The 15,467-nt window shown below is 48.9% G+C and carries 6 protein-coding genes; 3 read left to right on the top strand and 3 right to left on the bottom strand.

The window, feature by feature from the left end; translation table 11 throughout:
* The first annotated feature begins 39 nt into the window (after positions 1–39).
* Genes ACYVE4_RS19830 through ACYVE4_RS19820 form a run of 3 tightly spaced genes read left to right on the top strand, consistent with a single transcriptional unit; the run spans position 40 to position 3,888 of the window.
* The gene (locus ACYVE4_RS19830; RefSeq protein WP_461041955.1) at positions 40–1,083 is read left to right on the top strand and encodes an ABC transporter transmembrane domain-containing protein; all 1,044 of its coding nucleotides are present in this window, start codon (positions 40–42) and stop codon (positions 1,081–1,083) included.
* A gap of 7 nt (positions 1,084–1,090) precedes the next feature.
* Positions 1,091–2,452 (top strand): HlyD family secretion protein, encoded by a 1,362-nt coding sequence (locus ACYVE4_RS19825; protein ID WP_461041954.1) that lies wholly within the window; start codon positions 1,091–1,093, stop codon positions 2,450–2,452.
* 35 nt (positions 2,453–2,487) lie between these two features.
* On the top strand, positions 2,488–3,888 hold the full coding sequence (locus ACYVE4_RS19820) for a TolC family protein (RefSeq protein ID WP_461041953.1): 1,401 nt from the start codon (positions 2,488–2,490) through the stop codon (positions 3,886–3,888).
* Between the two features lie 271 nt (positions 3,889–4,159).
* Here the strand turns inward: ACYVE4_RS19820 and ACYVE4_RS19815 are convergent, their stop codons facing one another.
* From ACYVE4_RS19815 to ACYVE4_RS19805, 3 genes are read right to left on the bottom strand one after another with little or no spacing between them, the layout of a single operon-like run.
* Entirely contained in the window at positions 4,160–5,476 is a 1,317-nt protein-coding gene (locus ACYVE4_RS19815; RefSeq protein ID WP_461041952.1) for a PKD domain-containing protein, read from the bottom strand.
* A 35-nt stretch (positions 5,477–5,511) separates the two neighbouring features.
* Positions 5,512–13,329: a T9SS type A sorting domain-containing protein gene (locus tag ACYVE4_RS19810; protein ID WP_461041951.1), complete on the bottom strand. Its 7,818-nt coding sequence runs from the start codon at positions 13,327–13,329 to the stop codon at positions 5,512–5,514.
* Positions 13,326–15,455: a fibronectin type III domain-containing protein gene (locus ACYVE4_RS19805; protein ID WP_461041950.1), complete on the bottom strand. Its 2,130-nt coding sequence runs from the start codon at positions 15,453–15,455 to the stop codon at positions 13,326–13,328. The genes ACYVE4_RS19810 and ACYVE4_RS19805 overlap by 4 nt, the downstream gene beginning before the upstream one ends.
* Positions 15,456–15,467 lie beyond the last annotated feature (12 nt).

Raw genomic sequence — 15,467 nt, 5'->3', positions numbered from 1 at the left:
TAAACGTATTAAAGGTCTCTGCGTTATAAACTATAAGTTATGTCTTCAACGAATAATTCAAGTATTACACCGCTAAAACGCCTGATGCGGTTGTTAGGAACGGAGAAACGGGATATCTGGTACGTTTGTCTGTATGCAATGGTGGCGGGTCTGATTAGTCTGTCCTTACCACTGGGGGTTCAGGCTGTTTTTAATTTGGTATCGAGCGGAATGGTTTTTAGTTCTGTCTACGTGCTTATCGCTCTGGTTGTGGTTGGAGTTATCATAGGTGGCCTGATCCAGATTGGACAGCAAGCACTGGTAGAAGTACTCGAGCAGCGTTTGTTTGCCAAAGCCGCGATGGAATTTACGTATCGTTTGCCCCGAATTAAACCCCAGGCACTTAACGGAATTCATCCCCCCGAATTGATGAACCGTTTTTTCGACGTTCTGACAATCCAGAAAGGAATGCCTAAACTGCTGATCGACCTGATTGCTGCTGCTGTTCAGATTTTATTTGGTATCCTGTTGCTATCGTTCTACCACCCGGTTTTTCTGGCGTTTGGTCTATTTACCTTGATAGCCCTGATTGTGATGGTCTGGATTCTTGGCCCCAGCGGTCTACGGACCAGCCTCAGTGAATCGAAGTATAAATATAAGATGGCTGCCTGGCTGGAAGATATTGCCAATCGATTGTCGGAGTACCGAAATCCCCAGAGAAGGAACGAGCCATTGACCCAGACTGACGAATTTGTCGGACAGTATCTCATCTATCGGAACCAGCACTTTCAGGTACTTAAGCGATTTTATTATAATGCGTTAGCCTTTAAGGCCGTCGTTACTGGCGGGCTGCTGATTCTGGGTACAGCGCTAGTCGTCGACCGGCAAATGACCCTGGGGCAATTTGTAGCCGCCGAGCTTGTCATTGTCCTGATCACCAGTTCTGTCGAAAAGCTGATTATGGGGATAAATACTATTTTCGACATGTTGACTGCCGTTGAAAAAATGGGAACTGTTACGGATCTCCCTTTGGACGACAACGGCCCCGAAACCTATAATCAGGACACTCCTTATACTCCGGCATTGACTCCTGTTTCTTCCTGAATGACCCATGTTAAATATATCGAATCAACGAATTGACACAACCCAAATCGACGCGCTTCCGCTTAAAAACCTAAAGCAGCTGCCCGATTTGAAAGCCGACCGCCGATTAGGTCGCTGGATGCTGGTTATCTTGGCTATTGGAATTGGAACGATGTTTCTGCCCTGGCGGCAAAATATCAATGGGGAGGGGACTGTAACGGCCCTGACGCCCCAGGATCGTCCACAAACGCTACAAAACGCTATCGCTGGCCGAATTGAGCAATGGAAAGTCCAGGAAGGCCAGTATGTTAAGAAAAATGACACCCTGCTGGTAATTTCGGAAATCAAGGATGAATATTTTGATCCGAACCTGCCAGCTCGTCTCCAGGAGCAGTTGAAGGCGAAACAGGCGAGCCTGGTCGCTAACGATGCTAAAATCAACGCGCTCGATCAGCAAATGACGGCCCTGGAAACAGGCTTGTCAGTAAAATTGTCGGCGGCCCGCAACAAGGTAAGGCAGGCTCGTTTCAAGGTCATTAGCGACAGTACCGACCTGATAGCTGTTCAGAATACGTATAAAATTGCGCAGGATCGACTTCAGCGGTACGAAAAAGGACACCAGAGCGGGCTGTTTTCGCTCACCGATCTGGAGTCGCGTCGGCTAAAAGTACAGGAAGACTATGCCAAAGTCATTGCCCAGGAAAATAAGTTAAACGTCACCCGGCAGGAATTCGTTAACGCACAGCTCGAACTAGGAACCATTGAAGCTGACTATCAGGAAAAAATGGCAAAAACGCAGTCGGATCGCAGTTCGGTGGTTTCTTACCGGACCGAAATCGACGGTGAAATCTCCAAATTGGTCAACAAAATCAGCAGCGTGGATATTCGTCGGGGTATGTACGTTGTACGGGCACCGCAGGACGGATACGTTGTGCGAGCACTGAAAGCGGGGATTGGCGAAACCATCAAAGAAGGTGAATCCATTGCTACACTGCAACCGGCGAAACCCAGGGTCGCCGTTGAACTGTATGTTCAGCCCAACGATGTGCCGCTGATTCAACCCAACAGCCACGTTCGGCTGGAATTCGATGGCTGGCCAGCCGTCCAGTTTTCGGGTTGGCCGAATGTAGCCGTTGGAACGTTCGGGGGCGAAGTGTCTATTATCGATGCCGTGAGTAGCCCGAATGGGAAGTACCGTCTGCTTGTAGAGCCCAAAAGCAGCGATAAAGATCCCAACTGGCCCCGCCAATTACGTGTTGGATCGGGTGTGTATGGTTGGGTGATGCTCGAGAATGTGCCCATCTGGTACGAAATATGGCGAAAACTCAATGGTTTCCCGCCCAGCCTGAAAGCAGAGCCGGGTAGTCCCAAGGAGGGGGCCAAAAAGTGATACATGCACCAGGCTTGTTTCTTCGACGGGTTATCATGGCTACGCTGCTGCTACTGCCCGTAGCTCGAACAGTTGCTCAGACGGCTGATAGCGTCGTGTTTTCTGCTGCTGATTTTTATGGGGCCATTACCCAATTTCATCCACTGGTCCGGTTGTCTTCTCTTTTGAGTCAGGAGGCTCAGCGTGAGGTGATGCAGGCTCGGGGGGCTTTTGATCCGAAACTGTTTTCTTATTACGATAAGAAACAGTTTGGCAATACACTCTATTACGACAAATGGCAATCTGGATTGGCTGTTCCCCTTCTTCCGGGTGGTATTGACCTGAAAGTAGCGCACGACCGGAATGTTGGTTATTACCTGAATCCGGAAAATCGGTTAGCCACGCCAGGCCTGACCAGTGTGGGACTTACTGTGCCGATTGGTCAGGGGTTTCTGATTGATGAACGTCGGAACACCCTGCGCCAATCGCAACTGGCCCTAACGTTAGCCGATGCTGAACGGGCTAAATTAATTAACAAAACGTTGTTTGATGCTGCCAAAACATACTGGGACTGGTTCTTTGCTTTCCAGCAGTATCGGCTGATCGACGAAGGGTATCGATTGGCCGACACGCGTTTTCGGGCTACCCGCGACCGAGCTCTATTAGGCGATGTGGCCGCCATCGATACAACTGAAGCGCTCATTACGGTGCAGGATCGTCAGGTGCAGCGCGAGCAATCGCTGGCAATGCTACAAAATACCCGCATTCGGTTAATGGCTTTTTTATGGAACGCGGAGCGAGAACCAGTGAATTTACCGGAAAATGTAATACCCCAGACTGTGCTTATCGGACGTCAGGATGAGGCCATTTTACAGAATCTGCTTACTCAGGCCGTAGAAACCCATCCCGAATTGACTAAACTCCAGACGAAGGAGCGTCAACTGGCCGTTGAGGAGCGTTTTCGGCGATCCCTTCTGATGCCCCGACTGAACGTTAGTGCCAGTCTGCTTAGTGGTATTCCGATTCTTGGTGAGTCGAATGGACTACCGAGTTATTATAATTTTCGGACTGATAATTATAAGATAGGTGTGGAAGCGGCTTTCCCACTGTTTTTACGCAAAGAACGCGGGAAACTACAGCAGGTACAGATCAAGGCACAACAAATCAATCTGGAACTCCAGCAGACGAGTCGAGATATTGCAAATGACGTAAAAACGTCCTGGAATGAACTCAAAGCGCTGGAGCGACAGGTGAGCGTGCAGCAGCAAACCGTACAGAATCAGCTAAGGTTGGTACAGGCCGAACAGCAAAAATTTGAGATTGGCGAGAGCTCACTTTTTCTGATCAATACCCGCGAAACCAAGTTGATTGATTTACAGGTCAAGTGGGAAGAGATGAAATCGAAATATCAGAAAGCGATCGCAGATTTATATTATCGGGCAGGTACCGTTCAATAGCGCTGATTGTCTACTGGTGGAAAAATCGCTTCCGGCAGATGTACACCTATGACTGCCTGACGGGCAAACGGATAACGTATTTTTTTCGAGGTTTCAAGAAAGCCAGCCCATTCATATACAGGCATAACAGTTTCTATTACACATCGACTCAGGGTGGCCACTTAGAATTTGCGGTAATAAATGGCTTTTCACTATTTGTTTTGATTCTGGCAATGAGCTGAACAACTGAGCAATTTCTCCCTGTATAGGCACTATCTGCTATATGGAATCACTATTTCAGTACTTTAATATCAAAGCGGATGCGGGAATTGGCCCCGTCTTTCACGTACTGCTTTATTAAAATTGCGCCTTTTTGCTTTTGTGCGTTTTCAAACAAAATAATTTTAGGACTACTTTCAGTGAAAAAATCGTCCTGATCGACAGTCGGTTGGCCAATCGGTAAAGCCTTCAGTTGGGCTGCATCCAGGTTGTTAAAATCCAGTGGGCTAGTCACCTGCGCTGGATTTAGTATGGTAGTTTTACCGACTCCCGAAATGGGCGTTAATCCAACGGAAGCGGCTTCGCTGGGGGATAGAAAACGATTATGCTCGAAGGCTTCATCCAGTCCGAAAAAGAGCAAATCGATGGTGCTGGCTTCGCTGGCTGTTATAGGCTCCGAGTCGGTGAATGCCTTTCTAAGCTGCGTTGAGTAGTAGATACCGCTCGTATTGCGGGCTGCATAAATGCCCAATTCTACATTCTGGATGTACGCATAGCCTTTGCTGGGTTTCACCGTAATGGATTTACTAACTTTCTTACTCTTTTTCCCGTTGCCAGCTTCTAGTGTAATCGTATAAACACCAGCTTTTGAGAACCGTATCGTTGGCTCTTTCTGAGAACTCTGAGCGGCATCAGCCCCTTCCATTGTCCAGGAGTTAGTTACATTGCCAACCGATTTATTCTTGAGCGTTAGGGCAATGGGAGCTTCCAATTCTTCATACTGAGCCGGAATAATGATATCGAAATCAGGAGTCAATTCAGGCTCCAGCGTAATAGTCGAATCTTTGGTAACGGTGGAATGAGTATTCGTGAGTTTTAGGCTGACTCTATGAGAACCACCCATTTCAAAGGTTACCATTGGATTTGGTTGATCGGAGGTGGCTGGACTTCCTCCTTCGAACGTCCATTCCAATTTATCGTAACCTGCCGATTTATTGGAAAAGTTGACCGTCGCTGGAGCAAATGAATTCCCGACAACCGAAAAACTAAAACTGGCCGATAGCTTATTATCGATGGTAATTTTCTTCTCCACCACACTTTGCTGGCCGTCGAAGTTGCGGGCTTCCAGGCGGATGGTGTAGGTTCCCGGTTGTTTATAGACAATTTCACCGGGGCTTTTTTTCGTAGACGTTGCTGGATCGCCACCCGCAAACGTCCATGTGAACGACTCTCCGCCAGTCGACGTATTCGTCAATACTACTGTAGCCGGAATAGTAAAATTATTGGAAACCTGATAATCAAAGCTAGCCGTGACAGGCAGCGCTATTTCTTTATAACAGCCCGTCAGAATAAATACCATCGACAAGAGAACAAGGCTTGCTCGTAGCATAGTGAAAGCCATTAAGTACTAATTAGTTAATTCGGTTATTTGATCACGATAATTCGTTTGAGAAATCGGTTGGTGGCCGTTTCAATAGCGAGAATATAGGTACCCGCACCAAGTCCCAAAGCATTGATTTGCGTAGTGTAATTGGCTATTTCTGTCTGTTTGGTTTCAAAGATCACCTTGTCAGGATTGGTACTATTGTACAGCCTTAGAGTGAAATTGGTCGGCTTTTCGAACCGAAGATTTACATTGAAATCACTCACCACGGGATTAGGACTCACCAGCAATGTTGGTTCTGCCTGGCCGGGGAAGAATGACACGGTTTTCGGCACGAAATCGACGATGGAGATGGGCTTGATCTGGTACAATTCACACTCGGCAAACACGGCTTTTATGCCGACTACATAATCCCCCAGCGTAGGCATGGAGAAAAGCAGTTTATCCTTTGTTCGCTCCGTAATGACAGCGCCAGCCGGTGTCATCCAATCCATCGAGACAGGGGCGGGGTCCGATAGGTTCAGAATAACAATCGGTTCATTAATAGGGGCTGTCGAGGTAGCGGCAAACCGTATTTTACCAGTTGGTTGAACCTGTCTGACCGTTACGGCCGATTTGAATTCGCAGCGAGCTTGGTCAAACAGGGATACGGTGTAGATTCCAGGCTGTTTAGCTTCAAGAATAGGCGTAGTGGCCGTTTGCCCGTTGGGTAGCGTCCAGCGATACGATTGAGCCAGGGGGTTGGTAACATCCAGCAAAACCGACTGTCCCTGACATACTTTTCGTTCGCTTTCCAGTTTGATGTCGAGCTTAACGGGTTGAGCGATTTGCGACGTTTTGGTAAGCTGGCACCCATTGGCATCGACCACCTTAAATGACAGTGATTCGCCACCGCACAATTTCTCTAGTCGGGTCGCTTTGTCGGTTCGGCCATCCCAGGCGAAGCTATAGGGCGTAATGCCCCCCGAAATACCCGCATCGATCGTTCCATCGCAGGCGCTATAACAGGTGGGCGATTTCACTGTAAATGTCGCATCGAGCTTGGCGGGCTCTTTTACCTGTGCGTACAGAATATCGGATCGGCACCCTTTGGCATCCGACACCACGCCCGCATATGTACCGGCCGGAAGATTGCTGATTTTTAATCCCTTCGAACTATTGCTCCAACTCGCCGTGTAGCCTCCGTTACCACCTGTTGCGGAAAGTTCGATAACGCCGTTTTTATCACCACTGCATAGGAGGTCTTTTGTTGAAACCACGCTAGTCGTCACTTTTTGCGGTTCAATGAGCGAATACGGAAAGCTTCGGGAAACCTCGTTAGAGTCTGTAACGGTTAGCATATATTGTCCTGCGGGTAGGGTGGCGAACGAATTTTGGACGGACGAAAAGGTGATCGATGGGTTGCTTTGGCTCCGTAAACTCAGGACATAGGCCGTACTTTTGGTAAAGGGCACTCCACCTGTAGGCGTCACCAAAATCACACCGTCTTTTTTGCCAAAGCAGGAAATGGCGGTAGTGAGATCAATTTTGGCTTCAATAACGGGCGGCTCGGTAAGCGAAAACGACACGACACTCGAGCAGCCTCCTTTTTGAGTAGCCACAGCATAGTTCGAATCGTACACCCTGGCTCGGTAGATTCCTCCTCGCAACGTACTGTTTTTATTGGTCGATCCTGTCGTTACGCCAACCCCATACGAATTGTCGGTTTCGTCCAGCCACTCGAACATATACCCTGGCGTTCCTCCAACTACTTGTACTGTCGCTTGCCCATCTTTTGTCTCGAATCCACGCGGATCTTTCTGAGAAACTTTCGTCAACGCCACCGCACTAGCTGGCTGACTGACAGTTATTGACTGGCTGGTGGATGGGCAGTTAAAGCTATCAAACACCTGAATCGTATACGCCCTTGGCAATAGGCCAGTCAGGGTATGTCGATTACCATTGGCAAAATCATTCGAACCTGCTGAAGCTAATTGATAGCGATAAATTCCAGTGCCACCTGCCGCCACAATCTCAATTTTCGCATCAGACCCGCCAAAGCAATTCACATCCGTTTTGGCCAGTGAGAAAGTAACGGGATCTGGATTGGTAATGGTGATATTCCCCGAAGTTTGCGCCGATGGTGTAGAGCCAATCAAGGTTTCGATCAGTGCCGAATACATTCCCGCTTCCAGATTTTCGGGAGCCGTAAACGAAGGGCCATCGAAAAAATACGTAACCACTGTAGCACCATTTCGGGAAAGGGTGAGTCGAATGGTGCTTTCACCCCTTACAATTCGTCGATCCAGATTAATGGTTAAACCGCCATTTTTCGCATCGACGCAGGTCGGTTTTTTGACGGAACTGGAACTGATCGAGATGGGCGCTGGCGTAACTGTTAACGTAAACTCTGTTGAACAACTATTGCCCCCACCTGTAGGTGTACAAGTGGCCTGATAGGTTGTAGTTGCGGTAGGGAATACGGTTTTCGAATTGCCAGTGCCTAACCCATTATTCCAACTTACCGTGCCATTTGGACAACCCGTGTACGATAGCGTGGACGACTGGCCGACGTTGATACGGGATGGACTCGCCGAAATATCAATCGAACACGGAATAACGCTGACCGTTACCGAACTCGTACAGGGCGTTCCTCCGCCATTCGGCGTACAGGTTGCGATATACGTAGTGGTGACGGATGGATTGACACTTTTCGCGTTGCCAGTACCGAGTCCGTTATCCCAACTGACCGTTCCATTGGAGCAACCCGTGTATGTTACTATTGAGTTCTGACCAGCATTAATCGTCGTCGGGCTAGCCGCAGTACCAATGTTGCATGGGTTGACGCTGATGGTGATCGAGCTGGTGCAGGCATTACCTCCGCCAGTGGGATTACAAGTTGCAACATAGGTGGTCGTGGCTGTAGGATTGACGGTCTTATTGTTGCCTGTACCTAATCCATTATCCCAGCTTACGGTTCCATTGTTACAACCCGTATAAGTGAGTAATGTACTCTGACCAGCATTGATCGATGACGGATTAGCAGATGTTGTTAAGTTACACCCATTCACCGTGATCGTTACCGTATTGGTGCAGGGCGTACCGCCACCTGTTGGTGTACAAGTGGCCTGATAGGTTGTGGTTGCCGACGGACTGGCGGTGAGATTATTACCACTGCCAACACCATTGTCCCAACTCACCGTTCCGTTGGAGCAACCCGTATAAGATAGTACGGAACTCTGTCCGGCATTCAGGCTAAGCAAACTAGCTCCCACTGTGAAGTTACAGCTACTGACGGTTACCGTAACGGTACTGGAACAGGAATTGCCTCCGTCCGTTGGTGTGCAGATAGCCTGATAGGTCGTGGTTGTCGATGGTGAAACGGTTTTGTTGTTACCCGTTCCTAGTCCATTATCCCAGCTGACAGTGCCACCTATGCAGCCACTATAAGTCAGTACAGAATTTTGCCCAGCATTAATTGTTGACGGGCTGGCTGAAACGGTTAAACTACAGGGAAGTGCCGTAACGACTACCGTCACCGAACTCGTACAGGTAGTCCCTCCACCATTCAATGAACAAGTAGCCTGATAAGTCGTCGTAGTGGATGGCGAAACGGTTTTATTGTTTCCTATTCCCAAATTGTTATCCCAGGTCACCGTACCATTTTCACAACCGGTATATGTCAACACCGAACTTTGGCCCGCATTGATATTTCCCGGACTAGCGGAGGTAGTTAAGTTGCATCCGTTCACGGTGACAGTGATTGAGCTGGTGCAGGGCGTTCCTCCCCCCGTTGGCGTACAGGTTCCCTGATAGGTTGTCGTCGCAGACGGAGTCACAGTTTTATTGTTGCCCGTCCCTAATCCATTATCCCAGCTGACGGTACCATTCGCACAACCGGTATAGGACAGGACGGTACTTTGCCCGGAATTGATCGTGGCTGGACTTGCCCCTACTGAAAAATTACACGTACTAACGGTAACTGTCACGGAACTGCTACAAGAAGTGCCTCCGCTAGTAGGTACACAAGTTGCTCTATAGATCGTGGTTGCCGATGGCGTTACGGTTTTATTGTTACCAGTTCCCAGATCGTTGTCCCAACTGACTGTGCCGTTGGTGCAACCCTCATACGTTAGGACTGAATTTTGCCCTGCGTTGATCGTAGTAGGACTGGCACTCGCTGAGAAATTACACGTGCTGACGGTGATTGTGACCGAACTGGTACAGGGCGTTCCTCCGCCAGTCGGCGTACAAGTAGCCTGATAGGTCGTTGTCGTAGTAGGGCTGACGCTGATTGAGTTACCACTTCCTGCTCCGTTATTCCAACTTACTGTCCCATTTGAGCAACCTGTATAGGTCAATACTGAACTCTGTTCTGCATTGATATTAACAGGACTAGCTGATGCCGTCAAATTACAGGCTAGCACCGTAATCGTCACGGAACTAGTGCAAGATGTCCCTCCACCGGTTGGGGCACAGGTTGCCTGATAGGTTGTGGTTGTAGATGGACTGACGGTTCTGGTGTTGCCTGTTCCCAAGCCATTATCCCAACTGACGGTACCGTTTGTACAGCCAATGTAAGAGAGAATAGAACTTTGTCCGGCATTCAACGCCAATTGGCTGGCAGAGACACTCAGATTACAGGATCGAACGGTGACGGTAATTGAACTCGTACATGGGGTTCCTCCACCAGTTGGAGTACAGGTCGCCTGGTAGGTAGTAGTCGCTGATGGTGTTACAGTTTTGTTGTTGCCCGTTCCCAAGCCATTATCCCAACTCACCGTGCCATTTTCGCAGCCCGTATACGTTAGTACTGAACTTTGCCCTGCATTGATATTCACTGGACTAGCAGAGGTGCTAAAAGTACAGGGGATGACCGTAACGGTGAGTAAATTGGTACAGGTGGTTCCCCCATCTTTCGGAGCACAAACGGCCAGATAGGTTGTTGTTGTCGAAGGGGTTACGGTTTTATTATTGCCCGTTCCCACGCCGTTATCCCAACTGACGAGCCCATATGTACAACCCGTATAGGATAAGACCGTACTTTGTCCGGCATTGATCGTAGCCGAACTGGCAGAAGTAGTGAACGCACAATCATGAACTGTTACGGTGACTGTACTAGTACAGGGCGTACCACCACCTGTTGGTGAGCAGGTAGCCTGATAGGTCGTGGTTGTCGATGGCGAAACGGTTTTGTTGTTGCCCGTGCCTAACCCATTATCCCAACTCACCGTTCCTCCTGTACAGCCAGCAAAGGACAATACAGTACTTTGCCCAGTGTTGATGGTTGAAGAACTGGCTGACGTTGTCAAATTACAGGCTAGTACATTCACCGTCACAGAACTAGTACAGGGACTTCCTCCACCGGCAGGAGAACAGGTTGCTACATACGTGGTTGTAGCCGAAGGGGTTACCGTTTTATTATTTCCCGTTCCTAATCCATTGTCCCAACTGACAGTGCCACCTGAACAACCCGAATAGGTGAGCAAGGAACTTTGTCCGGCATTGATACTAGACGGACTGGCCGACGCGCTTACCGAACAAGGTGTATTGACTGTGACAATTACCGAACTAGTACAGGCATTACCTCCACTAGTAGGGGTGCAAGTAGCACTATAGATGGTGGTGACAGAGGGACTTACCGTCTTATTGTTGCCGATTCCCAGACCATTATCCCAGCTAACGGTACCTCCTGAGCAACCACTGTAGGTTAGCAGTGAACTTTGCCCGGCATTAATCGTAGCGGGGTTAGCGGAAGCACTCATTGAGCAAGGTGCATTAACTGTGACGGTAACTAAACTGGTACAGATATTTCCTCCGCCAGTCGGCGTACAGGTCGCACTATACGTGGTGGTGATTGATGGAGTGACTGTCTTATTGTTGCCAGAACCCAATCCGTTATTCCAGCTTACTATTCCGTTAGAACAGCCGGTATAAGTCAGCAGTGAACTCTGTCCCGCATTTACAGTAGATGGATTGGCTGAGGCAACGAGATTACACGGATTGACCGTTACGGTTACGGAGCTGGTGCAAGGATTGCCGCCACCGTTTGGTGTACAAGTGGCCTGATACGTAGTCGTGGTTGAGGGGCTGACGATTAGGTTATTGCCTGTTCCTGCGCCATTATCCCAAGTGACTGTCCCGTTCGTGCAGTTCTCGTAAGCTAATGTTGTCGTTTGCCCCGCATTAATTGTGGCAGAACTAGCCAGAGCAATGACTGAACAGCCATTGACAGTTACGGTAACTGCGCTAACACAAGAATTTCCTCCTCCCGATGGGGTACAGGTTGCGCTATAGACTGTTGTGACCGAAGGAGTTACCGTTTTATTATTACCTGTTCCCAAGCCATTATTCCAGCTGACGGTGCCGCCTGAACAACCCGAATACGTTAACAGCGAACTCTGCCCGGAATTTATAGTCGATGGGCTGGCCGATGTACTCAAACTACAGGGTGCAGCTGTAACTGTCACCTGTACGGAACTCGTACAAACATTACCCCCGCCAGTTGGCGTGCAAGTGGCGCTGTAGGTGGTAGTGATCGAGGGAGTGACTGTCTTATTGTTGCCACTACCCAAGCCATTGTCCCAGCTTACCATACCATTCGTACATCCCGAATAGGTTAGCAATGTACTTTGTCCGGCATTGATGCTGGATGGGCTGGCCGACGTGGTAAGATTACAGGCATTGACATTGATAACCACCGAACTGGTACAGGACGCTCCGCCACCCGAAGGCGAACAGGTCGCTATATAGGTTGTGGTCGTTGACGGACTAACGGTTTTATTGTTACCCGTTCCCAGACCATTATCCCAACTGACTGTTCCGCCTGTACAACCAAAATAGGTTAGTAAGGAACTCTGACCCGCATTAATCGTAGTGGGACTGGCGGATGCACTCACCGAACAGGGCGTATAGACGGTTACTGTCACCGAACTGGTGCAGATGTTTCCCCCTCCCGTGGGTGTACAAGTGGCAGTGTAAGTAGTGGTCACGGTGGGCATAACCGTCTTGTTATTGCCTGTGCCTAATCCATTGTCCCAACTGACGGTACCATTCGTACAGTTTTCGTAACCCAGTATTGTACTTTGCCCCGAATTGATCGTAGGCGAACTGGCCGATGTAATTATCGAACAGGGCGTGACATTGACAGTTACCGAACCACTACAGGAAGCTCCTCGGCCAGATGGCGCACAGGTAGCCTGATACGTGGTCGTTGAAGTAGGGGTTACGGTTTTGGTATTGCCCGTTCCTAAACCGTTGTTCCAGGTAACCGTACCACCCGTACAGCCTGTGTACGACAAAACTGAACTCTGTCCAGCGTTGATACTAGATGGACTGGCCGACGCTGTTATGAAACAGTCACTTACGGCAACTGACGTATAGCCCAAACAATACCCCCCGTCTTTGTTACATTGGGCAATGTAGGTAGTAGAGACCGTTGGCGTAACGGTGATGTTATTCCCTGATCCAATGCCAATATCATTACTGGTAACCCAATCCACCGAACCACCCACACAACCGGTAAACGAAAGAACCGAGCTTTGGCCGGAACTGATGACCGCTGGTGAAGCCGTTGCCGTTATGGAGCAGTCAATGAAATGGACAACAACCGTTTGTGAACAAGGGGCTCCACTTGCCGGTGTACAGGTAGCACTATAAGTCGTTGTCGCCGTCGGACTGACGGTTTTATTATTGCCCGTTCCTAATCCATGATCCCAGGTGACTGTGCCGCCCGAACAACCCTGATACGACAGGTTTGTGCTCTGCCCCGTACTCAGGTAATCGTAAGACTTAGTTAACGTCAGCGTACAGGTCTGGGCACCGGCTTTGGTAAAGCCCAACAAACCCACCAGCCAGAAGGCAAGTATAACGTATTTCATTGTTTGAGTTCGATTACCGTTTCCTTCCAGCCCGACAAATAACCTTCCTGCATTCTGGCCCGAATCACGTAGCGATACGGCTTATTGGGCAGCATTTCCACATAGTCCATCCACTCCCGCGAGGTACCATCCAGCTTTTTAACCAGTGCCAGTTCATCGTCGGGGACGGCGCGGTAGATTAAAAAGTTGTCGATTTTATCGGATTCATTGCAGGTCCAAACCAGGCGGATCGATTGCTTGGTCGTGTCGATAACAGCCGACGTAAACTGAGAAAAATCAACGGTACGGCTGAAATAAGGCGTTTCCAGCACGACTGGAGTAGCCGGTATGGATTTGTTCTGGCTGTCGTCAAAGGCTACCAGCGTATAGGCGTAGAGACTTTTTTCGGCAACGGTAGAATCCGTATAGGTGCGCGTAAGGGTATCGGTAATGGTCATTACTTCTTCCCAGCTCGCGGCTGGTAGTTTCTTTCTATAGAGGATGTGTTTCTCCACATCTTCCGAATAACTGCGCATCCAGCGGAGAAATAGTTTTCGGTCAGCAACGGCGAAACTGTCGATGATGGGAGAGGTTGGCGGAATGATATCCGGTACTTTCAGCGTCAGCACTGTTGAGCCAACAGACTGTTTGAACAGGAAATCCATCGCCTTAACGGTATAGGAAACGTATCGTTTCGCCTGATCCAGATAGATGGTATCGGTCAGCGTAGTTTGTTGAATAAATTCGTTATTCACCCGCCGGAAACCATCAGGTGCTCCGTTGCTCCGGTAGACAAAATAGCCGTATAAATCAGCATCGGTATTGGGTTTCCAGCTTAAAGAAACAAAGGCTTGTTTCCCCTCGACTTTTATCGTACCAGTCAATCCCTGCGGCTGAACCGGCGGATCGTCGTCGGCCAGCGTAACCGGATAAGCCAGCGTTTCGAACCGATCTCCTTTTTTGGTAAACGTGAGCAGTTTAATGAAAAACGTGAATCCACGAACGGGCGCCAGTGGTCTAATGTAGGTAATGTGTTGATCTGCCGGTACGGCATCACTCAGGGGAATGAAGGGACCTTCGTGCTGTTGCGAACCGACAATCTGGTAATGATCGATATACTGGTTTAAGCTGTCTTTGTATAACCACTGCACTTCGATCGAATCTTTAACATCCGTTTCCTTCACCGAATAGATTTCCGGATGTGGTAGCGTACTTTTCGATTTTACCCGGATCGATTTCGAATAGGGCCCTATTTCCTGAAAAAGCGTTAGTCCACGAATGCGGTAATGATACGTGATAGCATCGCTCGCTAGCGTATCGGTTATGGATAAGGTATCCAGTTTGTTGGTAACAATAATGGGTAGATCCGTAATGGGTTTGTAGTGTATAGAATCTTCAGAACGCTCAATCTGATATTGATTGTAGGTGCTTCGAATGGAAGCCGTTTTGGTTATAAGCGTAACGACGCGCCCACCCACGATTCCCGTGAAATAAGGAATGCCGGGTAAAGTAGTAATATCGTCGACACCCACTTCCGGCGAGATAACCGATTTTAGCTTATAGCGGGCAGCTGACTTGTGACTGATTACATATTGATACCGTTCGCCCGGTACGGCCGTAGAGTCGATCATGCCCAGACCTGCCATACAGGCCGCCTGAAAATTGACATCTGCACTGAAAAGGGAAAAATGGAATAGCTGTCTACGCTCGTTAATCTGCGTAATGGGATCGCTCGAAAAGTTAGGGGCTTCGAAAATAGACGAATACAACAGGCTGTAATTCCGATCTTTTTTATCCAGAAACGGCTTCCAGCTAGCCGCTGGTTTAGGCATGATCCAGTTTTGTAAGACAACCTGCTGCCTGGTTCGTACGTTGATACGCTCCACGACATAGCCATCCCGATAGCCAAATTCCCAATAGCTCTGCATGGTTGGCGCCCAGCGCAGATAAATCCGTTTTTGAATGGCTTTGGCAGCAATCCCAACCGAGGGATTTGCCTCCATTTTTTCGTCAGACATTCCATATCTGACCGGTTTGCCGGGTTTGGTAGCTACTGGCTTTGCTTTTGGAGCCGGTTTGTTTTGCCCGTTGCTGATACCTGCTGCACAGCAGAGCATCAGCAATAAGACGAATAAAAATCGTGTCATATTGATTTGTTG

It is taken from the genome of Spirosoma harenae (assembly GCF_054776975.1).
This window is presented reverse-complemented; position numbering and strand designations above follow the sequence as displayed.

Bases quoted from the DNA above. Each gene is read 5' to 3' on its own strand.
- ACYVE4_RS19830 (WP_461041955.1), top strand. From the start codon at position 40: ATGTCTTCAACGAATAATTCAAGTATTACACCGCTAAAACGCCTGATG.
- ACYVE4_RS19825 (WP_461041954.1), top strand. From the start codon at position 1,091: ATGTTAAATATATCGAATCAACGAATTGACACAACCCAAATCGACGCG.
- ACYVE4_RS19820 (WP_461041953.1), top strand. From the start codon at position 2,488: ATGGCTACGCTGCTGCTACTGCCCGTAGCTCGAACAGTTGCTCAGACG.
- ACYVE4_RS19815 (WP_461041952.1), bottom strand. From the start codon at position 5,476: ATGCTACGAGCAAGCCTTGTTCTCTTGTCGATGGTATTTATTCTGACG.
- ACYVE4_RS19810 (WP_461041951.1), bottom strand. From the start codon at position 13,329: ATGAAATACGTTATACTTGCCTTCTGGCTGGTGGGTTTGTTGGGCTTT.
- ACYVE4_RS19805 (WP_461041950.1), bottom strand. From the start codon at position 15,455: ATGACACGATTTTTATTCGTCTTATTGCTGATGCTCTGCTGTGCAGCA.